At 58.1% G+C, this 23,218-nt stretch carries 22 protein-coding genes; 11 read left to right on the top strand and 11 right to left on the bottom strand.

What is annotated here, in order from left to right; all coding sequences use genetic code 11:
• Nucleotides 1-288: 288 nt before the first annotated feature.
• Nucleotides 289-3,726: a beta strand repeat-containing protein gene (locus FS819_RS16680; RefSeq protein WP_156629809.1), complete on the top strand. Its 3,438-nt coding sequence runs from the start codon at nt 289-291 to the stop codon at nt 3,724-3,726.
• A gap of 42 nt (nt 3,727-3,768) precedes the next feature.
• Here the strand turns inward: FS819_RS16680 and FS819_RS16675 are convergent, their stop codons facing one another.
• Both FS819_RS16675 and recR read right to left on the bottom strand, forming a co-directional pair.
• Nucleotides 3,769-5,001 (bottom strand): lytic murein transglycosylase, encoded by a 1,233-nt coding sequence (locus FS819_RS16675; protein WP_197434089.1) that lies wholly within the window; start codon nt 4,999-5,001, stop codon nt 3,769-3,771.
• A gap of 61 nt (nt 5,002-5,062) precedes the next feature.
• Entirely contained in the window at nt 5,063-5,668 is a 606-nt protein-coding gene (recR, locus tag FS819_RS16670) for a recombination mediator RecR (protein ID WP_156548978.1), read from the bottom strand.
• Between the two features lie 56 nt (nt 5,669-5,724).
• Between recR and FS819_RS16665 the strand changes: the two genes are divergently transcribed.
• Entirely contained in the window at nt 5,725-6,342 is a 618-nt protein-coding gene (locus FS819_RS16665; protein WP_156548977.1) for an MOSC domain-containing protein, read from the top strand.
• A 162-nt stretch (nt 6,343-6,504) separates the two neighbouring features.
• The gene (locus tag FS819_RS16660; RefSeq protein ID WP_234624741.1) at nt 6,505-7,062 is read left to right on the top strand and encodes a DUF992 domain-containing protein; all 558 of its coding nucleotides are present in this window, start codon (nt 6,505-6,507) and stop codon (nt 7,060-7,062) included.
• A 76-nt stretch (nt 7,063-7,138) separates the two neighbouring features.
• On the opposite strand, the gene FS819_RS16655 is transcribed toward FS819_RS16660, so the two are convergent.
• On the bottom strand, nt 7,139-8,140 hold the full coding sequence (locus tag FS819_RS16655) for an aldo/keto reductase (RefSeq protein WP_156548973.1): 1,002 nt from the start codon (nt 8,138-8,140) through the stop codon (nt 7,139-7,141).
• A gap of 204 nt (nt 8,141-8,344) precedes the next feature.
• On the opposite strand from FS819_RS16655, the gene FS819_RS16650 reads away from it, so the two are divergent.
• Nucleotides 8,345-9,235 carry a LysR family transcriptional regulator gene (locus FS819_RS16650; protein WP_156548971.1) on the top strand — a complete coding sequence of 297 codons (891 nt, stop codon included), beginning with the start codon at nt 8,345-8,347 and terminating at the stop codon, nt 9,233-9,235.
• Nucleotides 9,236-9,281: 46 nt separating this feature from the next.
• On the opposite strand, the gene FS819_RS16645 is transcribed toward FS819_RS16650, so the two are convergent.
• Nucleotides 9,282-10,235: an aldo/keto reductase gene (locus FS819_RS16645; RefSeq protein WP_156548969.1), complete on the bottom strand. Its 954-nt coding sequence runs from the start codon at nt 10,233-10,235 to the stop codon at nt 9,282-9,284.
• Nucleotides 10,236-10,377: 142 nt separating this feature from the next.
• Between FS819_RS16645 and FS819_RS16640 the strand changes: the two genes are divergently transcribed.
• Complete coding sequence (locus FS819_RS16640) at nt 10,378-11,364, top strand: Gfo/Idh/MocA family protein (RefSeq protein ID WP_156548966.1); 987 nt, start codon at nt 10,378-10,380, stop codon at nt 11,362-11,364.
• A gap of 19 nt (nt 11,365-11,383) precedes the next feature.
• Here the strand turns inward: FS819_RS16640 and FS819_RS16635 are convergent, their stop codons facing one another.
• Nucleotides 11,384-11,758, bottom strand: a complete 375-nt coding sequence (locus FS819_RS16635) for a GtrA family protein (protein ID WP_156548964.1) — start codon at nt 11,756-11,758, stop codon at nt 11,384-11,386.
• A complete protein-coding gene (locus FS819_RS16630) occupies nt 11,755-12,759 on the bottom strand; it encodes a glycosyltransferase (RefSeq protein WP_156548962.1) in 1,005 nt (334 codons plus the stop codon). Before FS819_RS16630 ends, FS819_RS16635 begins: the two co-directional genes overlap by 4 nt.
• A 160-nt stretch (nt 12,760-12,919) precedes the next feature.
• Between FS819_RS16630 and FS819_RS16625 the strand changes: the two genes are divergently transcribed.
• Complete coding sequence (locus FS819_RS16625) at nt 12,920-14,815, top strand: hypothetical protein (protein ID WP_156548960.1); 1,896 nt, start codon at nt 12,920-12,922, stop codon at nt 14,813-14,815.
• Between the two features lie 30 nt (nt 14,816-14,845).
• Here the strand turns inward: FS819_RS16625 and FS819_RS16620 are convergent, their stop codons facing one another.
• On the bottom strand, nt 14,846-15,073 hold the full coding sequence (locus FS819_RS16620) for a hypothetical protein (protein ID WP_156548959.1): 228 nt from the start codon (nt 15,071-15,073) through the stop codon (nt 14,846-14,848).
• A 152-nt stretch (nt 15,074-15,225) separates the two neighbouring features.
• On the opposite strand from FS819_RS16620, the gene xseA reads away from it, so the two are divergent.
• From xseA to FS819_RS16600, 4 genes are all read left to right on the top strand, one after another.
• The gene (gene xseA / locus FS819_RS16615; RefSeq protein WP_156548957.1) at nt 15,226-16,851 is read left to right on the top strand and encodes an exodeoxyribonuclease VII large subunit; all 1,626 of its coding nucleotides are present in this window, start codon (nt 15,226-15,228) and stop codon (nt 16,849-16,851) included.
• 324 nt (nt 16,852-17,175) lie between these two features.
• Nucleotides 17,176-17,385, top strand: a complete 210-nt coding sequence (locus tag FS819_RS16610; protein WP_025427963.1) for a cold-shock protein — start codon at nt 17,176-17,178, stop codon at nt 17,383-17,385.
• A gap of 428 nt (nt 17,386-17,813) precedes the next feature.
• Nucleotides 17,814-18,038, top strand: a complete 225-nt coding sequence (locus FS819_RS16605) for a hypothetical protein (protein ID WP_156548955.1) — start codon at nt 17,814-17,816, stop codon at nt 18,036-18,038.
• Between the two features lie 33 nt (nt 18,039-18,071).
• Nucleotides 18,072-18,452 (top strand): DUF6481 family protein, encoded by a 381-nt coding sequence (locus FS819_RS16600; protein ID WP_156548953.1) that lies wholly within the window; start codon nt 18,072-18,074, stop codon nt 18,450-18,452.
• 161 nt (nt 18,453-18,613) lie between these two features.
• Here the strand turns inward: FS819_RS16600 and FS819_RS16595 are convergent, their stop codons facing one another.
• The 3 genes from FS819_RS16595 to FS819_RS16585 all read right to left on the bottom strand — a co-directional run bounded on the left by FS819_RS16595 (nt 18,614) and on the right by FS819_RS16585 (nt 20,943).
• Complete coding sequence (locus FS819_RS16595) at nt 18,614-19,864, bottom strand: aminopeptidase (protein ID WP_156548951.1); 1,251 nt, start codon at nt 19,862-19,864, stop codon at nt 18,614-18,616.
• 197 nt (nt 19,865-20,061) lie between these two features.
• Nucleotides 20,062-20,535 (bottom strand): Cys-tRNA(Pro) deacylase, encoded by a 474-nt coding sequence (gene ybaK / locus FS819_RS16590; RefSeq protein ID WP_156548949.1) that lies wholly within the window; start codon nt 20,533-20,535, stop codon nt 20,062-20,064.
• 48 nt (nt 20,536-20,583) lie between these two features.
• Nucleotides 20,584-20,943 (bottom strand): ArsC family reductase, encoded by a 360-nt coding sequence (locus FS819_RS16585; protein ID WP_156548947.1) that lies wholly within the window; start codon nt 20,941-20,943, stop codon nt 20,584-20,586.
• A gap of 346 nt (nt 20,944-21,289) precedes the next feature.
• Here FS819_RS16585 and FS819_RS16580 point away from each other — a divergent pair, with 346 nt between their 5' ends.
• Complete coding sequence (locus FS819_RS16580) at nt 21,290-21,658, top strand: hypothetical protein (RefSeq protein WP_156542678.1); 369 nt, start codon at nt 21,290-21,292, stop codon at nt 21,656-21,658.
• A 53-nt stretch (nt 21,659-21,711) separates the two neighbouring features.
• On the opposite strand, the gene FS819_RS16575 is transcribed toward FS819_RS16580, so the two are convergent.
• Nucleotides 21,712-23,115 (bottom strand): nicotinate phosphoribosyltransferase, encoded by a 1,404-nt coding sequence (locus tag FS819_RS16575; protein WP_234624742.1) that lies wholly within the window; start codon nt 23,113-23,115, stop codon nt 21,712-21,714.
• Between the last annotated feature and the right edge of the window lie 103 nt (nt 23,116-23,218).

Raw genomic sequence — 23,218 nt, 5'->3', positions numbered from 1 at the left:
GTTCCGTCTGCATTCTGACCGGGCATATCTGGGTTGAGGGCCGCCGTATAATCCAACCCTTTCGCCTGAAAAACTCTTGCATAGCAACCATTGATGCAATTCGCCTGGAACAGTTCGATAACCCTGGTTTTGGCGCCCGGCTGGCAATAGACAAGATTTGCCAAGCCCGCGCCATGCGGGGCGACAACCTAGGATTTTATTTTACTAAATTAGACGAAAAAATTCCCTCTATGCGATTATATTTTGATATGCAATTTATAAATCAGGGTGCAATCAGGGGTATATCACATGGCGACTTTAACGGGCGATTCTGGAAATAATACTTTAAACGGAACAACAGCGGCAGATACAATTTCGGGCCTAGCTGGCGACGACATATTAAACGGTAGCGATGGTAACGATACGCTAGATGGTGGCGAGGGAGCCGATACACTGAACGGCGGCGCTGGTACTGATACGGCAAGCTACGCCAGTTCGTCAGCCGCTATCCAAATCAATCTCGTCACCGGCACGAATACGGGCGGTGATGCCGCAGGTGATACGCTGAGCGGCATCGACAAGATTATCGGCTCTGACTTCAACGACACATTCACCGCATCAAGCACCATCACCCTGGCAGGCGGCAAAGGAGATGACACCTATGTCGTGGGCAGCAGCAACGTCACCATCTCCGAAAGCACTGGTGCGGGCAGTGACACGGTCCGGGCCTCGGTGAACTACACGCTGTCGAACTATGTCGAAACGCTGGAATACATAGGAGTTGGCGACTTTACCGGTACCGGCAGCGCGCAGGATAACACGATCATCGGTGGCTCCGGGAACGATACGCTAATCGGCAAGGCTGGTGCCGACATCCTGAACGGCGGTGACGGCTCCGACACGGCGAGCTATGAGGGAAGTGCAGCGGTCAATGTCAATCTCAAAACCGGGGTAACATTCGGTGGAGACGCCGCTGGCGATACATTCACCAGTATCGAAAACCTCACAGGCACCAGCAGTGCCGACACGCTGACGGGGGATGACAACAACAACGTTCTCAACGGTGGCGATGGCAATGATACGCTGGCAGGCGGCAACGGAGCAGACACGCTGAACGGTGGTAATGGTGCTGACACCTTGGAAGGTGGCGAGGGTGCCGATACGCTGAGCGGTGGGAATGATGCTGACAGCTTGGTAGGTGGCGAAGGTGCCGACACCCTGACCGGCGGTGATGGCGATGACACCTTCGTAGGTGGCGAGGGTGCCGATACGCTGAGCGGCGGCGCTGGTACTGACACGGCAAGCTACGCCAGTTCGTTAGCCGCTATCAAAATCAATCTCGTCACAGGCACGAATACGGGCGGTGATGCCGCAGGTGATACGTTGAGCGGCATCGACAAGATTATCGGCTCAGACTTCAACGACACATTCACCTCGAATTCCGAGAATACCTTGGCAGGCGGCAAAGGGGACGATACCTATGTCGTGGGCAGAAGCAGCGTCACCATCTCCGAAAGCACTGGTGCGGGCAGTGACACGGTCCGGGCCTCGGTGAACTACACGCTGTCGAACTATGTCGAAACGCTGGAATACATAGGAGTTGGCGACTTTACCGGTACCGGCAGCGCGCAGGATAACACGATCATCGGTGGCTCCGGGAACGATACGCTAATCGGCAAGGCTGGTGCCGACATCCTGAACGGCGGTAACGGTTCCGACACGGCGAGCTATGAGGGAAGTGCAGCAGTCAATGTCAATCTCAAAACCGGTGTAACATCCGGTGGAGACGCCGCTGGCGATACATTCACTAGCATCGAAAATCTCACAGGCACCAACAATGCCGACACGATGACGGGGGATGACAACAACAACGTTCTCAACGGTGGTGGCGGCAATGACACGCTGGCAGGCGGCAACGGAGCAGACACGCTGAACGGCGGTGATGGCGATGACAGCTTGGTAGGCGGCGAGGGAGCCGATACGCTGAGCGGCGGCGCTGGTACTGACACGGCAAGCTACGCCAGTTCGTTAGCCGCTATCAAAATCAATCTCGTCACCGGCACGAATACGGGCGGTGATGCCGCAGATGATACGCTGAGCGGCATCGACAAGATTATCGGCTCTGACTTCAACGACACATTTACCACATCAAGCACCATCACCCTGGCAGGCGGCAAAGGAGATGACACCTATGTCGTGGGCAGCAGCAACGTCATCGTCTCCGAAAGCACAGGTGCGGGCAGTGACACGGTCCAGACTTCGGTAAACTACACGCTGTCGGATTATGTCGAAACGCTGGAATACATAGGAGCTGGCTACTTTACCGGCACCGGCAACACACAGGATAACACGATCATCGGTGGTGCTGGCAACGATACGCTGATCGGCAAGGCGGGTGCCGACATCCTGAACGGCGGCGACGGCTCCGACACGGCGAGCTATGAGGGAAGTGCGGCGGTTAATATCAACCTCAAGAGCAATGTAGCGACCGGCGGCGAAGCGGCTGGCGATACATTCACCAGTATCGAAAACCTCACGGGCACCAGCAGTGCCGACACGCTGACGGGTAATGACAACAACAACGTTCTCAACGGTGGCGATGGAAATGACACGCTGGCAGGTGGTAAAGGCGCCGATACGCTGAACGGTGGGAATGGCGATGACACCTTGGAAGGTGGCGAGGGTGCCGATACGCTAAGCGGTGGTATTGGTACTGACACCTTGGTAGGTGGCGAAGGTGCCGACACGCTGACCGGCAGTGATGGCGATGACACCTTCGTAGGTGGCGAGGGCGCCGATACGCTGAGCGGTGGCGCTGGCACTGACACGGCAAGCTACGCCAGTTCGTCAGCCGCTATCCAAATCAATCTCGTCACCGGCACGAATACGGGCGGTGAGGCAGCAGATGATACGCTGAGCGGTATCGACAAGATTATCGGCTCAGACTTCAACGACACATTCACAGCAAACTCAACAATAACCTTTGCAGGCGGCAAAGGTGACGACACCTATGTTGTCAGCCAAGTTGCCACAACGACGGTTCTGGTCGAAGAGGCAAGTGCTGGCACGGATACGGTTGAAACAACCTTGACCAGCTACACGCTGAAAACCAATTTTGAAAACCTCACCCACACCGCTTCGACCGATTTTCTCGGTTACGGCAATAGTGCAGATAATGTCATTATCAGTCAGGGCGGTGTCGATAAGCTCTATGGCTATGCCGGCAACGATACGATCCGTGGCGGCAGCGGTGGCGATACCATTGATGGTGGTGACGGAAGCGACACGGCAAGCTACAGCGATTCCACCGCCGCGGTGACCATTAATCTCCTCACGAAAACGATCTCCGGCGGTTACGCAACAGGCGATGTGTTCACCAGCATCGAAAACATTGAAGGATCGGCCTATGCCGATACGCTGACGGGAGACACCGGGGCCAACGTGCTATCGGGTGGGGCTGGCGATGACGTGCTGGATGGTGGCACCGGCAATGACGGACTTTATGGCGGTGAAGGCAGCGATGTGTTCGTGTTCAACACCAGCTATGGTAATGATGTCGTTTTCGACTTCCAGTCCTCTTCAGACACGATCGACCTGACCGGCATGGGCTTTGCCACGGTCAGCGATGCCGCCGCCTATGCCAGCGAGATTGAGGACGGCGTGCTGTTCAACTTCGGCAACGGCGATACGCTGACAGTGCATGGCTTGAGCTATGCAAGCCTGACAAGCAGCGACACATTAATGTAACGCTCGAAATGCCGCCGAGATCCCTGTCTCGGCGGCATTTTCTTACTTCAATTTTGCCTTCAGGCCCTCATCGGGAAAGCAGGTCGGTTTCAGCCCGTTTTTCGTCTGCCAGTCGCCCAGCGACCGTCGGGTCTTGAAGCCTGCGAGACCATCGGCCTTGCCGACATCATAACCCTTTTTCACCAGTGTCTGCTGCATGGACTGTACGTCGGAGCGCAGCATATGGCCGACATCGCCCCACGGCGCCGAAAAGCTGTCTGAACCATAGGCGATCCGGTCGGCAAGATTGCCGATGAACAGGGCATAGAGGTCGGAATTGTTATATTCCTTCAGCACATAGAAATTCGGCGTCACCAGAAATTCCGGACCATGGGTTCCGGCGGGAACCAGCATCATGGTCGGGGCGGAAAGATCCTGTTTCGGGAAGGATTTGCCGCCAATGCGGCTGATGCCGGTTGCAGCCCAGGCCGACATCGGCTTTGCCAGATCCGGCCCTTCCTGAGCGCAGGAGACGCCGGACGGTATCGTCACTTCGAACCCCCAGTCGCGGCCACGCTGCCAGCCTTTCTGCACCAGGAAATTGGCCATGGACGCCAGGCTATCCGGCACCGAGGTCCAGATATTGCGATGACCGTCACCGTCAAAATCCACCGCATATTGCAGGAAGCTGGAGGGCATGAATTGCGGCTGGCCCAGCGCTCCCGCGCTTGAACTGAGCATGGCGTCAGCAGCGATATCCTTGCCATCAATGATATGCAGCGCATCGATCAATTCGCGGGTGAAAAGCTCCTGCCGTGTGGACATGAAGGCGCTAGTGGCCAGAACATCCACGGCTTCGTAGGGAAGCTTTGCCCGGCCATAGCCGGTTTCCCGGCCCCAGAGCGCCAGAAGAATCGGACCGGAAACGCCGTATTTGGCCTCGATCTTTTTCAACGTCGCGGCATATTGATCGGCCAGCGCCCGACCGCTTGCGGCCAGCGCCTGCATGCGGGCCTCGCGGAAATACGGCCCGGGAGAGGAAAATTCCGCCTGGCTCTGCGGGCGCTGCTTCGACGGCGGGAAGCCGGGTGGCGCCAGATCGGGAAGCGACCAGTCAAGCTTTACGGTCTTCATCACCGAGGTAAAGGTCGCTTGCGAAATGCCGGCCTTTTTGGCTTGCGACCAGAGATCCCGGCTGATCCAGGACTGGAACTGGCTTTCCACCTGTGCTTTCGAGGGTGCTGCCATGGCGGGTGTGATCGTCAGAAAGCAGAAGGCTGCTGCAAGCGCAGCCATAAGGGGGCGGCGAAAATGGGTCATGTCGTCTCCCTGTCAAAATGCGCGATCAAGCGTCGATCTATATCAGCGTGCGAGCGCGAAGTGCCGCCGAGAGCGTACCCTCGTCCAGATAGTCCAATTCGCCGCCCACTGGCACGCCATGGGCGAGCCGGGTGGTTTTCACCCCGAGCCCGGCCAGGTGATCGGTAATGTAATGGGCCGTCGTCTGACCCTCCACCGTCGCATTGACCGCGATAATGATTTCCCGCACGCCGCCTTTTGCCACCCGGTCGATCAGGCCCTTGATGTTAAGATCGTCAGGCCCGACGCCGTCGAGCGGCGACAGCGTGCCGCCCAGCACATGATAGGCGACATTCATCGCGCCCGACCGTTCCAGCGCCCAGAGATCGGAAACATCCTCCACAACGATGATCATCGATTGGTCGCGCCGCTCGTCGGTACAGACAGTGCAGGGATCGATGGTATCGACATTGCCGCAACAGGAGCAGATCTTCACCTTCGCGTGGGCCTCGCCCATGGCCAGCGCCAGCGGCCCCATCAATTGCTCGCGCTTCTTGATCAGATGCAGCGCCGCCCTTCGGGCCGAGCGGGGGCCTAGCCCCGGCACTTTCGCCAGGAGCTGGATCAGTTTTTCGATTTCGGGACCAGTGACTCGCTTTGCCATGGCGCGTTCTTAGCCCATATCTATCGGAAACGGAATCGTCGAAGGAGAACGGCCCCATGAAAATCCTCGCGGTCTGCCTTGGTCAACCACAAACCTTGCCCGGTAAAAGCTACAGGACAGGGATTTTCAAATCGGCGCGGACAGGTCCGGTGATGGTCGATGAACACGGTCTCGTCGGCGATGCGGTGCTGAATCGCAAGTATCATGGCGGGCCGGACCAGGCGATTTATCTGGAAGGCGCACTGACCTTGCAATGGTGGGAGACGCAACTGAACCGGCAGATCACACCCGGCCTGTTTGGCGAAAATCTGGTTATCGACGGTCTCGACAACCGCGATCTTGCTGTCGGCGACCGGCTTTCCATCGGTGATGTGCGGCTGGAAGTGACGGCAGCGCGCACTCCCTGCGCTACATTCTCGGCGAGCATGGAAGATCCCGGCTTTGCGAAACGCTATGCCAAAGCCGCACGACCGGGCGCTTATTGCCGGGTGCTGCAAGCCGGGATGGTCGAAGCGGATATGATTGCAGATTGGACGGCGCGCGATGGCGACAGGCTAATGCTGGCAGAAATGATCGGCAAATCCTTCAAGTTTCTCGATCAGCATCAGAAAGCCCGCTATCTTGCCACCCCCATCGCAGCGCGGATCAGGGCTGAAATTACCAATAGCCTTTAACCCGATGCCATATTTTGTCGCCCGCAGTCAAAAATCAGTGACGGCCTTGACGAATGCCAAACGGGAACAAAAATTTACGGCAAGACTTCTAACGGCAGCACGATCCTGCCTGAATTATACGATTAGGCTCGATCACAGCATTTATCCATGAAGGAGAAACTCATGTCATCGCTCGCTCAATCATCGCTCGCAAAGCTGTCTGCGGTGGCGCTTGTCACCGCCCTCGCTGTTCCGCTGGGCGCCACGGGCGCCAAAGCCGCGGTGCAGGTTGGCATGCTCACCTGCGAAATGAGCCCAGGCATCAGCGCGGTCGTCGGCTCCAGCCGCGACCTGACCTGCGAATTCAAGCCGACCACATCGGCACCGGTCGAATATTACCAAGGCACGCTCAGCAAGATCGGCATCGATCTCGGCTATGTGCAGGGCGGCAAAATGGCCTGGGCGGTCTATGCGCCGGGTCGTCTGGTGGAAGGCGCCTTGCAAGGCAGCTATGGCGGCACCAGCGCCAATGCCGCTGTTGGGTTTGGCGGCGCGGTCAACCTGCTGATGGGCGGCTTCCAGGGTTCAGTCGCCTTGCAGCCTATCGCGCTGGAAAGCACGCTCGGCGTCAATCTCGGTGCGACACTTGCCTCGCTGAAGCTCGCTTATATGCCGCCATCCACGCCAAAGTCGCTGGATAATGGTCCCCCGCTGCGCCATGGCAAGCATTACAAGGGCTGATCCGCCCTTCTGCGGTCTTCATCTCCCCGGCAAAACCCATGCCGGGGAGACCCTTTTATCAAGCGATGTGATTTGATTACTTATTGGCCATCGCCGCCATTTTTTCGGGATAGCGCCCGCCAGCCACCTTCTGTGGCGACAACAGTTCTCCCAAAGCGCGCACCTCTTCCTCGCTGAGGACGATATCGACGGCCCCGATATTCTTTTCCAGATTGGCTATTTTCGTTGTCCCCGGGATAGGCACGATGAAATCACCCTGGGCCAACACCCAGGCGAGCGCCAGTTGGGCGGCTGACGCGCCCTTTGCCTTGGCCATATCTTCCAGCACATTGATCAGCGCCAGATTGGCGTCGAAATTTTCCTGCTGAAAGCGTGGCAATCCCCGGCGGAAATCGGTGTCGGAGAGGCCATCGAGGTTTTTCAATGCGCCGGTCAACGCGCCGCGACCGAGCGGGCTGAAGGGAACGAAGCCGATACCCAGTTCACGGCAGGTGTCCAGCACGCCGTTTTCCTCGGGGTCACGAGTCCAGAGGGAATATTCACTCTGAATGGCGGCGATGGGATGGACGGCATGGGCGCGGCGCAAGGTATCGGCACTGGCTTCCGACAGGCCAAGAGCGCGCACTTTGCCCTGCTTCACCAGATCGGCCATTGCCCCGACCGTCTCTTCAATCGGCACATCGGGATCGACACGATGCTGGTAGAAAAGGTCGATGACATCGATGCCGAGCCGTTGCAACGAGGCTTCGCCCACCGCTTTCACATGCTCAGGCCGGCTATCAAGGCCGACCATGGCATTTTGTGAGGATTGCGTCGTATCGATCTTGAAGCCGAACTTGGTGGCGATCACCACCTGGTCACGGTAGGGCTTTAATCCCTTGCCGACCAGAATTTCATTTGTGAACGGCCCGTAGACTTCCGCCGTATCGAAGAATGTCACGCCAAGCTCAACGGCCCGCGCCAGCGTGGCAAGCGAAGCGCTTTCATCAGCAGACGGACTATAGGCATGGCTCATCCCCATGCAGCCAAGGCCAATGGCGGAGACGGACAGGTCGGAGCCGAGTTTTCGGGTTTTCATGGTCTTCACCTTCTCAATCAGGAGCGATAGAGCATTTCCAGGAAAAGTGGAAACCGGTTTTGCCAACCGGAAATGCGCAAAACAAAGAGCTAGAGCGCTGCTGCGATTCCATGAATTGCAGCAGCGCTCTAGAAACAAAATACCGTCTTTGCCGCGAAAGATAATGGATGCAAATGCGCAGGCACTATTCTAACAAATAGAACAATGAACAGGATTCAATTATCCCAACTGGCGGTGCTGGCAACGGTGGCCGAAACATCGAGCTTCAGGAAGGCGGCGGAAGAACTGGGCATTGCGCCTTCCGCTGTCAGCCACGCAGTGTCGGCGCTGGAGGCCAGCCTTGGCGTGCGGCTGCTGGCGCGCACCACCCGCAGCGTCGCTCCGACCGAAGAGGGGCGGCAATTGCTGCAAAAGCTGGCACCAGCGCTGGCCGATATCGGTACGGCGCTGGAAACCCTGGCGGAAAACAAATCCAATCCCGCCGGACCGCTGCGGATCACCATGCCGGCGCTGGCTGCCGAAGACCTGATCGTACCACGGCTTGGAGACTTCCTCAGCCTCTATCCGGATATCCAACTCGAACTGATCACCAATGATCAGTTCGAGGATATTGTCGAAAAGGGTTTCGATGCAGGGCTTCGGCTTGGCGAACATCTGGAAGCGGATATGGTGGCAGTCAAGGCAAGCGGCCCAATCAGCGGCACGATTATCGGCGCGCCCAGCTATTTCGAAAGGCATCCCCTACCCCTCCACCCACATGACCTGATGGAGCATCGCTGCATTCGCCGCCGCTTTTCCAGCGGGCGGATCTATCGCTGGGAATTGGAAAAACACGGCAAGCAGATTGCCGTGGATGTGCCTGACGTTCTGACGCTGGCCGACCAGAGACTGATCCGGCTGGCGGCGCTAACGGGTGTCGGGCTGGCGTTTGTCTTTGACCAGCGGGTAGACAAAGACATCCGCGAGGGCAGGCTGATCCGGGTGTTGGAAGACTGGTGCCCGCCGTTTGACGGGTTTTACATCTATTACCCCACCCGCCGCCAGATGCGACCGGCGCTACGCGCCTTCGTTGACTTCTTCCGGCACCGGAGCTGAGCCGGATTATGGCCCGCGCGAAGCTCTATCGACTCGCCATGCCTCGTTATTCTGCTCCGGCCTCGTTCAGGCTTTGCATCTGCGCCGAAGACAGTTCCAGTGTTCCAGCCCTGACCATCGCTTCAAGCTGCGACAGGCTGGTGGCCGAGGCGATGGGCGCGGTAATGCCGGGGCGAGCTGCGACCCAGGCAATGGCAACCGTGGCAGGCGTCGTGCCGGTCTCAGCAGCGACCGCGTCCAGGGCGGCGAGGATGCGGTGGCCCTTGTCGTTCAGATAGTTGGTGACACGGTAGGATCGCGCCTTGCCCTCGGCATCCTCCACTTGGCGATATTTGCCGGTGAGAAAGCCTGCCGCCAGCGCGTAATAGCTGATGACACCGATCTCTTCACGCATGCAAAGCTCTGCCAGCGACCCCTCGAATTTCTCGCGGGTATAGAGATTATATTCGGGCTGGATCACATCATAGCGCGGCAGGCCAGCCTTGGCCGCCGCATCGAAGGATGCCTGCAATTGGGCGGCATCGAAATTCGAGCAGCCGAAGGCGCGGATCTTGCCCTCATCCTTCAGCCTGGCATAGGCACCCAGCGTTTCCTCATGCGGTGTATCGGCATCGAAGGTATGGGAGAGATAGAGATCGATATAGTCGGTCTGGAGCCGTTTCAGGGAGTTTTCAACCGCCTCGACAATCCATCTGGCCGAAAGCGCAGGTTTGCCCTGGCCCATATCCATGCCGACCTTGGTAACGATCACCGCCTTGTCGCGCGCGACATGTCCCTGTTTCAACCATTTGCCAATCACGGTTTCGGATTCGCCGCCGGAATGACCGTCTATCCAGCGCGAATACACATCCGCCGTATCGATGGCATTGTAGCCAGCATCGAAAAACGCATCGAGCAGCCTGAACGAGGTTTGCTCGTCCGCCGTCCAGCCGAACACATTGCCGCCGAACACGACGGGGGCGATCGCCAGACCGGAACGTCCGAGATTTCGTTTCTGCATGACAGGTCTCCATGAAAGTCCAAGAGGGAAAATTCGACAGGAAAGTAACGCTTACTGCGTCGATGACAACCAAGCCCTGTTCACAATCCGGGCATAGGCGTTATGTGTCGTCTACCGAAATACGATGTGCGGAGGAAAAATCATGCTGCGGTTTGGAATTTTATCGACGGCGAAAATTGGCCGTGAACTGGTCGTTCCCGCCATTCAGGATGCGGAAGGGGCCGTGGTCAGCGCCATTACCAGCCGTGACCTTGCCAAGGCCCGCGCCATGGCCGACCGCTTTTCCGTACCGCATGCCTTCGGGTCCTATGAAGAGATGCTGGCGTCTGACCTGATCGATGCCGTCTATATTCCCCTGCCAACCGCCCAGCATGTGGAATGGACGATAAAAGCTGCCGATGCGGGCAAGCATGTGCTGTGCGAAAAGCCGATTGCCCTGAAAGCAGAGGACATCGACAGCCTGATCGCCGCGCGCGACCGCAACAAGGTGCTGATTTCGGAAGCCTTCATGGTCACCTATGCGCCTGTCTGGCACAAAGTCCGCGCCCTTCTGGCCGATGGCGCCATTGGCAAGCTGCGGCATGTGCAGGGCTCTTTCACTTACTTTAACCGCGACCCCGGCAATATGCGCAATATCCCGGAACTCGGCGGTGGCGCGCTCCCGGATATTGGCGTCTATCCGACCATCACCACCCGCTTCGTGACAGGCCTTGAACCGGTGCGGGTACAGGCGGTGACGGAACGCGACCCCGAATTCGGCACCGACATTTATTCCAGCGTCAAAGCCGATTTCGGCAGTTTCGACATGAGTTTTTACATCGCCACCCAGATGGCCGCCCGGCAGACAATGGTGTTTCATGGCGATGAAGGGTTTATCGAGGTGAAATCACCGTTCAATGCCGACCGCTGGGGGGCGGAAGAGCTGGAACTGACCAACCGCAACCATAGCGAATCGCAAATCTTCCGCTTTCCCGACAGCCGCCAATATCGTCTGGAGGCTGAGGCGTTTGCCAAGGCAGCCCGGGGTGAAGAGAGCAACGTTGTGACGCTGGAAAACTCCCGCGCCAACCAGCGTTTCATTGATGCCATCTACCGGGCCAGCGAAAAGGATGGTTGGGAACCGGTTTGATCCAACCAATTGCACTGCTTCAACGGCGAAACACAAACCGCGAATAGCCGAAAAAGCTGAACGCCATCGCGGCAAGCGATGCGAAAACCAGCGCCGCGAAAGGATTGAGTGCCGGGATGGCGATCAACAACCCGGCATAAAGACCGTAATTGACCAGCGCCGAGATGAGCCCGACCGAGCCATAGCGAAAGCCCTCGACGGCGAGGCTTCGCCGGGACGCGCCGAAGGTGAAGGCACGGTTAAGCCGCCATGTGACGAACAGGGCCGCCAGAATGGCAAGGGCGCGGGCAGCTAAGGGGCCGAGAGCGCTGCAAGACAGAAGCAGCCATAAAAGCCCGGCATCCACGGCAAAACCCGTACTGCCGACAACAGCAAAACGGACCAGCTTCTTCATGCAGCATCCGCAGCCGAGCGAGCCGGATCGATGACGGGATCAGCCGCTGCCAAGGCGGGGTTTTCAGGTGCGGTAAAGGCGGGCAAGGCGATATAGGAAAGCCGCAAATGCTCGGCCCGCGCCCTCGATAGCGAGTCGAGGATCAATCCCGCGGTAAACAAGAGCTGGCTCATCAACAGCAGCGCCACCGACAGAACCCAGGTCGGCAGCCGCGAGACGAGGCCGGTGGTGAAATATTCGCCCAGAACCGGTGCCATGAAACCGAGGCTTATCACCAGGACCAGCCCGGCCAGCGCCGAAAACGTCGCGAATGGCCGCGTCTCCTTCGACAGCATGGCGAACATCCAGAGGATTTTTGCACCGTCGCGTAAGGTCGATAGCTTGGAATGCGAGCCTTCTGGCCGGCGTCCGTAGTCAAGTTCCAGTTCCACGACCGGCAACTTCAGCCGCGAGGCATGGACGGACATTTCTGTCTCAATTTCAAAGCCTGCCGACACCGCCGGAAAGGTTTTGACATAGCGGCGCGAAAAGGCACGGTAGCCGGAGAAAATATCGGTAAAGCCCGGCCCGAACAGAAAGCGATAGAGCCTGTTGAACAGGCGATTGCCAAGCGCATGCCCCTGGCGTCCGGCATCATTGTGGACATTCCGGCGCGTGGCGACCACCATGTCGGCGCGCTCTTCGATCAGCAGATGGATCAAGGCCGTTGCGTCCTGCGGCGCATAGGTGCCATCGCCATCGGCCATCAGATAGATATCGGCGTCGATATCGGCAAACATCCGGCGCACCACATGGCCCTTGCCCTGCCGGCGCTCGTGCAACACCTCGGCACCGGCCAGCATGGCGGCCAGCGCCGTACCATCAGTGGAATTATTGTCATAGACATAGACCCGCGCCTGCGGCAGGGCGGTACGGAAGCCGCGCACCACTGAGGCAATGGTGCCGGCCTCATTGTAGCAGGGAATAAGGACCGCCACGTCCGGTACTGGTGTCTGGCCCATGAACTTACTCGATACACGTGTTCGGGCAGCCGAAACGCGGCTCCTTGAGATTTTACTATTTCTTGAGAAGGTTAAGGCTAGGTTTCGGACAAGCCGAACAATCGAAGAATCTTGGTCGCATCCCCCCGAAACGGGAGGCCCCGAACAACCGGAAATACCGATGACGTCCAGTTCTTCTCTTCCTGCATCCTCTGCATCATCTCTGGTGACGGCACCTGGGACCGCCCCGCGCCTTCTGCCGGTGATGCTGGGCTATTGCCTTCTCGTCATCGTCGTCCTCTGTGCGACGACGCTGCCTTTTGCCAAGGATTATGTCGGCGCTGACAATGACGATGCCATGCGGCTGATCGAGGTTCGGGATTATCTTGCCGGTCAGGGCTGGTTTGACATGATGCAATACCGCCTGGGTCTGTCGCCCGGCACGCTGATGCATTGGTCGCGGCTGATCGACTGGCCGATTGCCACCTTAATCCGGCTGGCGGGTATCTGGTTTGCACCGCACACAGCCGAAGCCGTGGCCCTCGCCATCTGGCCGCTCCTCTGGACCGTGCCGGTCATGCTGTCGTTCGGTGCTGCCGGATGGGTGCTGGGCGGACGGGTGACCATGCATCTGGCGCTTTGCCTGAGCGCCCTTTACCTTCTGACATCCAACCGTTTCCTGCCCGGCTCAATCGATCATCACAATGTCCAGATCGCCCTGATCGCATTCCTGACCGCCGTACTTTCCACGGCAGCGCCAGGGGCTCAGACTAGGCGCCAGAATGGAACGCGCTCATCGACATGGTTCGCGCTGGCCGGTGCGGCGGCGGCGCTGGCGCTCGCCATCGGCGCAGAAACCACGCCGCTGATTGCCACGGCCTGCGCTATCGTCGCCCTGCTCTGGGCCCGGCATGGTAAAGCGATGCGGACCTGCGCCATGGCCTATTCTCTCAGCCTGGCGCTGTCGGTCACGTTGCTATTTGTGGCAACCGTGCCTGCGCAATCCTATCGCACGGTGACATGCGACAATCTCTCCTTCGGGTTTTACGCCCTGACGGCGATTGGCGGCGGATTGCTGTTTTCCGCTGCCGCCTTTGCCAGCCGGTTTCCTGCCGGTGTTCGGCTGTTCTTGCTGCTGGTGATCGGTGCCAGCGTCGGTTTCTCGGCCCTGATTGTCGCGCCACAATGCCTCGGCAATCCGCTCGCCAATCTCGATCCGATGCTGGTGACGCTGTGGCTGAACAATGTCGGCGAGGCTCGCTCGATCCTTGCCATGGCGCAGCAGGAGCCGGGAACTCTCGGCGGCTTTTACGCTGTCGGCCTATTCGGGCTTTTGGTCTGCCTTACCCAGGTCTGGCGGAAAAACCAGATGGAGGCGCATCTGGCACTGGCGCTCTTGCTGGCGGTCAGCGTCGGTGTCGCGCTGATCCAGGTGCGCGGCGCAATGTTTTCCAACCTGATCCCGATCCTGCCGCTCGCGCTGCTGGTTGCCGATCTGCGCGGGCGTGCAATGCTGCGACCAGCCCGCATTCTCTCAAGCCTTGCCTATATCGCCAGCATTCTTCTGTCGGTCCCTTCCGTGTGGGCAATCGCAGGCACGCTTGCCGTGGAAGGAACGGCACGATTAAAACTACAGACTCGCTCCGGCCCGGCATCCCAGGATGCCAGCCGTGATTGCTCATCTGAAAAAGCTCTTGCTCAATTGGCGGGCTTGGCCCAATTGACGAGTTTAGCGCCGACGACGGTTGCCGCCCCATCGGAAAGCGGCACTTCCATCCTGCGCTTTACCTCGCATCGGATATTGACCGCGCCCTATCATCGCAACCAGGCAGGCATGCTGACGGAACTGCATATCGGCCTCTCGACACCGCCGGACGCCCTTGCTTTTCTGGTGGGTGCCCATGTCGGCATTCTCGCCTTCTGCCCCTCCGATGCACAAACCCGCCAGTTGATCGCCTTGAAGCCCGACGGGCTTTATGCAGATCTGAACCGCAACAGAGTGCCTGATTATCTTCAGCCGCTTGCAGCCGACAGCCAGTCCGGCCTGCGGATCTTTGTGGTCAAGCCGCAGCCGTGAACGGATAGAGTTTAGAAACGGATAGTGAAATCAGGCGATCTTGCGCTGTGACAAGGCCAGCGAGACCATCAGGCAATCGATAAGCCCGACATTATAGGCGATCAGAGCCGTCAGCAGATCCATCGCCATCATCGCAGGCGAAAGAGCCAGCATGACCAGCCCCGCCGTCAAAAGCACCAGCGAAACCGCTACAATCGCCAGGATGCTTCTGGTCGTTGCGGTGGCGATGCCAATTGCCATGGCGATGAGAAAGGTCATGGATGCGATCCCGTATGACAGACAAATCGTGATGTCAGGCATATTGCCATCCGAGAGTTAACGATTGGCCCATCAAAACAGCCAGAACAAAGCCTGTTTACTTCTTTCCAAAAAAAGATGCGTTTTTTTGCAAGCTTGGATAAAACACTGTCATGGCCTCTTTCTTTGACGACGACCAGCCCAGCAATCTGACCGAATTTTCCGTCTCGGAGCTTTCCGGATCGATCAAGCGCACCATCGAAACCGCCTTCGATCAGGTGCGAGTGCGCGGCGAAATTTCCGGCTTTCGAGGCCAGCATTCCTCCGGTCATGCCTATTTTTCGCTTAAAGACGACAAGGCGCGGATCGACGCGGTGATCTGGAAAGGGTCGTTTTCCAAGCTGAAATACCGGCCCGAAGAAGGTATGGAAGTGATCGCCACCGGCCGCATCACCACCTTTCCCGGCTCGTCCAAATACCAGATTGTCATCGAGCAGATGGAGCCGGCTGGTGCTGGTGCCCTGATGGCGCTGATCGAGGAGCGCAAGCGTCGGTTTACGGCGGAAGGCCTGTTCGATCCGGCCGCCAAGCAATTGCTGCCTTTCCTGCCGAAGGTCATCGGCGTCGTCACCTCCCCCACCGGCGCCGTGATCCGCGACATTCTTCACCGGATTTCAGACCGCTTTCCGGTGCATGTCCTGGTCTGGCCCGTCAAGGTGCAAGGCGAAGGTTCCGGCGACGAGGTTGCCAACGCGATCAACGGCTTCAATGCCTTTCAGCCTGATGGTGTCATCCCGAGGCCGGATGTGCTGATCGTCGCGCGCGGTGGCGGCAGCCTGGAAGACCTGTGGAGTTTCAACGACGAAGCGGTGGTACGCGCCGCCGCCGCCAGCGCCATTCCGCTGATTTCGGCGGTCGGCCATGAAACGGACTGGACACTGATCGATTATGCAGCCGATGTCAGGGCGCCGACGCCGACAGGCGCGGCTGAAATGGCCGTGCCGGTCAAGGCGGATCTGGAAGCGCAACTGGCCGGGCTTGCTGCCCGATTGGCAGGCGCCGTCAACCGCCAGATGGATCATCGCCGCCAGAACCTGCGGGCGCTGGCCCGCGCCCTGCCCTCCCTTGATCAATTGCTGGCGCTGCCCCGCCGCCGTTTTGATGAGGCCGCCAGCGGTCTTGGCCGTAGCCTGGAACTCAATACCATGACCAAGCGGCAAAGTTACGAGCGGGCCGCCGCCAAATTGTCGCCTGATATGCTTGTGCGCCGCCTGGTGGAACGTCGCCAGCGTGTCAACGAACGCGCCGCCCTTGCCGACCGGATCATCGAGCGGCTGATCGAGCGGCAAAAAGCCCATCTCGGACGGATCGATGCAACATTGACGGCGGTCCCGGCCCGGCTGAAGGCCCAAACGGGACGCTCGAGGGACCGGCTGGACAGCTTTTCGCGCCGGGCCGACAGCGCTGTTATCAACGATCTTCGCCGCGCCCGCTCCACGGTGTCGGCCCATGACCGGATGCTGCAATCGCTGTCCTACAAAAATGTCCTGATGCGCGGCTATGCCGTGATCCGTGGGGAGGATGACAGGCCCCTGTCGCGTGCGGCAGGTCTTGAGGATGGGCGGGCCATCGCCATCGAATTTGCCGATGGCCGGGTTTCCGCCGTGACCGGTGATGGTGATAAGGCGTCACCTTCACCGCAAGCCGCTCCTGCCACGACAGCCCCAGCAAAACCGAATCCCCCGCCCAAATTGCCGAAAAAATCGGAGTCACCCGCCGGACAGGGTAGCCTTTTCTAACAAAAACGGCGCAAACGGCACCGTGATGAGCGACAAAATGGACGTTTGAACGCGGTGCCGCACGGACAGAGATTACGGTGCGGATACAAGGCTTTGGACCCCTTCGCCATAGTCCGGAATAAAGGCGGATCATAATAAATTCAAAGCTTTGGTTGACATGCATGCCTTTAGGGGGTATCTATTGGTCATCGATATTTGCTTGCTGAGCTTTGGTTACCGCGCAATTAGCACCGCGCCCTGAACGAACCTTCCTTTCAAAAATCGCTATCCTCATCCACGGCGTTTTGCGCTATGGTCACTCAATATGCTATGAAAGGGTTCATCATGACCACTGGCACAGTTAAATGGTTTAATTCCACTAAGGGCTTCGGCTTCATTCAGCCTGACAACGGCGGCCCGGATGCATTCGTGCATATCTCTGCTGTTGAACGCGCTGGTATGCGTGAAATCGTCGAAGGCCAGAAGATCGCCTACGACATGGAACGCGACAACAAGTCCGGCAAGATGTCGGCCTGTAATCTCCAGGCTGCTTAATATAGGGTTCGGCTTTCCTTTGACCACGGATGTACTGGCATTGTTGAGAGCATGATCCAACCAAGGTCAGGCAGTTTGCCTGGCCTTTTTTATTGCCTGCCGCGCCGTCGCAGACCGCGCTCACACGATTTCCTGTTGCATAACGTCTTGCGCCCGGTTTGGGTCGCACATGAAATATGCAGCAGATGGTATGCGAAGAGACCGTGAAGATGGCAATTTCTATGCCGTTTGCAAACATCTCAAGTCCTTGTTGTCTTTGAGATATCTGCATGTCTTCAGGGCGAGGATGTGATCTGCATCTTTGGGCCTTCGTAATAAGTGTCACAGCGGCCTCACGTACACCTGGATGTACACGGCGCAGAATGTCGTAGCGTTTTTTGCGCGCCATGCCCGGCACGCGGCGCTGCCACCCAGAAAGGCGCGACCCCATGGCAGAAAACTATAGTAAATCACGTCAGCAGGCGGAAATCGCTTTTGACAAGGAGCAGTCGCAATTCTTCGCGCGCGGTCGTGCCGTGGAAGAACAGGATTCGCTCGTGCTTGCCCGTGAAGAAAAAACCCTCAGGCTGCGCGAAGCACGGCTTGCCAAGGAGTTGCAGGACCAGCAGATGGCTGACGCCGCGACCGCTGCCAAATCGACCCGAAAAGCCTGATTTGCAGGCCCTATCTACAACTGGAACATCTCTTTGAAAAATAGCCGGAAAAATGAAGTCGTCGACCGCCGTACCACCGCTGCCGACGCAAAGGCCGCTCTCCTTCAGGCCTATAAGGCCGCGCAGGAAGCGTCGGAACCAACCCGTCTTGCCCGCCAGGCAGAGCGCCAGGCGATAGCCGAGGCCAGAGAAGCACGGCGCGCCGAGCGCGAACAGACAAAATTGCAGGAACAGCAACAGCTTGCAGCCGAGACAGCTGCTCGTGAAGCGGCGATTGCCGCTGAAGCAACAGCTGAAGCCGATGCCCGCGACGCCGCTGAAAAAGCCAGAATTTCCCGTCTGCTTGAAGACGAAGCCACCCGCAAGGCGCAACGCGATCAGCGTTATGCCAACCGTAAGGCCAGACAGGGCTGATCGGCCCTATTGCATAATTCTTTAAACCGGAATCGGCTTGAAGAGAAAATTATGCAACAAATTCAAAGTTTTATAGAGAATTTCGCGCACCATATATGATGCGCGGGTCTCTATTTAGATGAAATCGGCCTGCGTTTATCAAACGCAGGCCGAATGCATTTTCAGGCCCATTCGCCCTTGCGCATCACGGGCACCGTTGTGCCATCCGCTTTCACGCCGTCAATATCGACCTTGTCGGAACCGATCATCCAGTCGATATGGATCAACGACGAATTGCCGCCTTGGGCTATGATCTGCTCCGGCGTCAGCGACGCCCCGTCCAGGAAGCATTTGGAATAGCATTGGCCAAGCGCGATATGGCACGAGGCGTTTTCGTCAAACAGCGTGTTGTAGAACAGGATGCCGGACGCCGAAATCGGCGATGAATGCGGCACCAGGGCCACTTCTCCCAAACGCCGCGCGCCCTCGTCAGTGTCCAAGACCTTATTGAGCACTTCCTCGCCGCGCGAAGCCTTGGCCTCGACGATCCGACCCGCTTCGAACCGCACCTGGATATTGTCGATCAGCGTGCCCTGATGCGACAACGGCTTGGTGGAGGAAACCACACCGTCCACTTTCAGCGCGTGCGGCGTGGTGAACACCTCTTCCGTTGGAATATTCGGATTGCAGGTAATGCCATTCTTGGCCGTGGAGGCGCCCCCGTGCCATTCGTGGCCATCGGCCAGGCCAACCCGCAGATCCGTGCCGGGGCCGGTAAAATGCAGACTGGAGAACCGCTCGCCATTCAACCAGGCCGAACGCTTGGCCAGTTCGCCATTATGGGCCATCCAGGCCGCGACCGGATCGGGCTGATCGACCCGGGACGCGGCAAAAATCGCATCCGCCAGCTTTTTCACCGCCTCATCCAGGGGCAGATCCGGAAACACCTGTGCTGCCCAGGACGGGTTGGGATATGAGGAGATATTCCAGTTGATGTCGAAATTGGAAATCGGCTCCAAGGCAGGCTTATAGGCAATTGAATTGGCCTTGTTGGCCCGCGCCACCTTGGCCGGGTCCTGGCTGGCGAGCAGCATGGGATTGTCGCCGGAAATCGCCAACCGCGCAGCACCCCCCGCATAGGCTTTGGCCATACCCTCGTAAAGCCAACCGGAAGCCCGATCGAAACTGGCATCCGAGCCATGGGCATAGCGGGCCAGCGTCGTCTCTTCATCCGAATAGAAAGTCGTCACAAGACCGGCACCGGCCATATAGGCATGGCGAGTAATGTTGCGCACAAGCGGCAGCGCGTTGAGCGGCGCGGTGATCACCAGATCTTGGCCCGGTGCCAGCCGCAGGCCAACCTTGACGGCCACTTCGGCCAGTTTGTCGAGCTTTACCGGATCGATGGAGTTTGAGAGGTCAGGCAGGGTCATGCATTTTTTTCCTGGTTTTCGAAACGAAAGCACCTACGCTTTTCAATCGCGCAGAGGCCGCAGTGGCTTCCGGTTGCGTCAATCCGGTCCCCACCGGTACCGGATCAGCGGTGAGCTAAAGACCCACGTGATCACGAGACAGAGATAGGTCATTTCATACAGAATTGAAGGCAAAAACACAGCCAACCAATCAAACGTCAGGCAATCACAGGCGCGGCAATGGCGTTGAGCGCGACTTGCGCCGCCTTTGGCTCCAACCGGACCTGTAAGCCACGCTGGCCACCATTGAGATAGACATGCGGCTCGTCGAGTGCCGACAATTCGATCACGGTCGGCACCAGTTTTTTCTGGCCGAAAGGGCTGATGCCGCCGACAACGAAGCCGGTGAGCTTTTCGGCGGCGGTGGGCTTCATCATCGCGGCATGTTTACCGCCGATGGCGGCGGCCAGTTTCTTCATGCTGACCTCTTGGTCGGAGGGCAGGACGACGCAGACAGGCTTGCCATCCACTTCCGCCATCAGGGTTTTCAACACCCGGCGCGGCTCCTCGCCAATCGCTTCCGCCGCTTGCAAACCGATCCGCTCGGCGTTCGGATCGTAATCGTAGTGATGCACGGTAAAGGCAAGACCAGCCTTTTCCATTGCCAGCGTGGCGCGGGTCGATTTCGACATTGTTTGCCTCTTTACAGCGATGTGCACCCTGGACCATCGAACCGAAAGTTAAGAACTGGTATTGGCGAAAACAGTCTGATACTGCTCCGGCTTGAAGCCCACCGTCAGCGCCCCGTCCGTGTCCAGAACCGGTCGCTTGATCATAGACGGTTGCGCCAACATCAGATCCAGAGCCTTTTCCTCATTCATATCGGCCTTGGCTTCATCAGGAAGCTTCTTGAACGTCGTACCCGCCCGGTTCAACAATACCTCCCAGCCAAGCTTGGCACTCCAGGCCTGAAGGCTGGCGCGGTCTATACCCTTGGCCTTGTAGTCGTGAAAAGCATAATCGATACCCGCCGTCTCCAGCCAGGTCCGCGCCTTTTTCATCGTGTCGCAATTCTTGATGCCATAAAGCGTGATCGTCATGGGAGCCACCTCATCCTTGTTGCCCCATGCCTATCAAAAACGGGCGCTGTTGCAAGCTCCGCAGCACCTGGATTTCATCACTCAAAGGGTGCGATCTCAACGAGGCCTGACGTCCGTCAAGGTAAAATATATCTTTCCGGCAATGTCGGTTTCATCAGTATTTCCTTAAAGATTTCGGCCTAGCTTTTGCCCTGGCAGCAAAACGGACGAAAGCTCGAGCCGGCTGCCAAAGATCGATGGGACAGGCCGGGCGCAACGATGTGTGCGCATCCAAGCCATTGCCCGTTCAAGCTGAAGCCATAGCGACCATGGATGAAGCCATGTGCGCCTGACCTGTGTGACCATGATGGATACTGCATCAATTGCGAGAGACGGTGTTTTGCTTTCCTCCGCGCCTTCCGCCCAGGCCTATCCTGTGGAACGGACTGTGCGGCTCGGAGCGGCACATGACGACAGCCAGCAGATCGGGTTCCTGTTCTCCACCCCTCAACGCCAGCTGCCGAGGGAGGAAATTCCACCACTTTCTGCGGAAATGATCGAGGAAATTGCCGAGATCAAGGCAGACGACGTCAAGGAAGAAGAGCGACTGCCGGCCAATTGGCTTGATGCCATGTCCTCAAGCGAGGAGGACGGATCACCGGTTATCGAGCGTCCTTCGGGCTTCCTTGCCGACGATAATGGTCTCTATCGCATGTTCCTGCCCGACACCGTTTGAAGCAGAAACCCCAAAGAGCACTTCAGAATTGACCACCGATTGACGCCATCGCATCACATATCCATGCGATGCGGCGTCCTGGCTTTTGCTTTGATTTCGTCAAAGCTCCATTCTTTCAGCAGGCGGCCATTTTCCCAAACCGGCTGCAAATGATTGGTGCGACGGCCTAGGTCCTCCAAAGCAATGGAGGCAAACTCGCCTCCTTCCACGATGACGGCGCGACGCCCAGGTTCCGGCAGGCGTTCCTGCATCGTGACCGGGCGGCGGGAAATGGGACGCCAGCGCTCCTGCCCGTCCATGATGGCACTGCATTTCATCGTGAAGGAATAGGTGGAGCGGCTGACCTTCTGCAATTGCGATGCGCCGATGCCGAAGGAAATATTTTCCGCTGAAAAGCCCATGGCTTCCAGCCGACCGAGGATCATGGTGATATCGCGCAACGACACGCCATCCGCCTGCAAGACCCGAACCTTGTCATCCAGAACCTTGTAGCCTTTGGCATTCAAGCGCGTGCCGAACTGATAGGCGAGCTGGGCCACCGTCTGGACCGGAACATCGATCGGATCACCACTATCGGGCCGTACAATCAGCCTGCCGGGCTTGGAGCGCACTTTCTGTTGCAACGTTTTGCCCCAGATTTCGGACACCGCATTGTGAATGTCATAGCTGTCCGAGACCACTGAATAGGCCGGATAATCGCCGAACCGGTCGATCATATTGGCGAAGGACTGCACTTCCTGGTCCTGGCCCCAGGCGATCATGGTCGTATGTTCCGAGGCCGGAATCGAGAGACCGGCCATCTCAGCACCATAATAGCGGCGGGCGTAGAGCACGGCTTCCAGCGTATCGGTGTGGTCGAAATGCAGCAGGTTGGCCACACCGCCCAATCCGGCCTGTTCGAGGCTTGCTGCACCGCGCGCGCCGTATTCGAACAGCCGCGACCCGATAACGCCAGCCGGGTCGTCACAGCTTTTATCGAGAAAGGGCTTCAAAGTCTGCTTCACATGGCGAAGCGAGCTGGCGACCGTGGACGGATACCACACCGCCCGCAACAGCGCCGTTTCAATATAGGAGGGCAACCAGAAGCAGGCCGGATCGGTATTGACCACCTGCACCATCGGCACGCCGCGATGCAGGAAGCTTCCCTCTGGCAGCGCCTCTATGCGCAAAGGCAGAAATCCGCCATGGGCGGAGAGAATATAGTGCCAGCCGGCCTGGTCGAAAGGCTGGCCGTGCAGGGCGGCCAGTTCCTGCGCTTCATCAATATCGGCCTGGGTAATGGGCTGTGACAGATATTCCTTCAAGAACATCTGCAGGCCGAAAAACACCACTTCCGGTCGCAGGGAAGCACCACGGGTGGTGACATAACCACTCACCGCCCGGGTTCCCGGAGGATATTGCAGGAAATGCCCCAGCTTGTAGCTATCGGTGTTCAAGATCGGATTGATACGGCTCATCAGGCTCACCGGCATGTTGCAATCGGGCAGGGTTATGGTGTGGCGTATGCTACTTCATAATTCCCGAAACCGGAATCGATTTAAGGAGAAAATTAACCAGCAG

It is taken from the genome of Allorhizobium sp. Av2 (assembly GCF_021462805.2).
GTDB lineage: Bacteria > Pseudomonadota > Alphaproteobacteria > Rhizobiales > Rhizobiaceae > Allorhizobium > Allorhizobium vitis_G.
The sequence above is the reverse complement of the archived record's forward strand: the minus strand, read 5'-3'. Positions and strand labels throughout refer to the sequence as shown.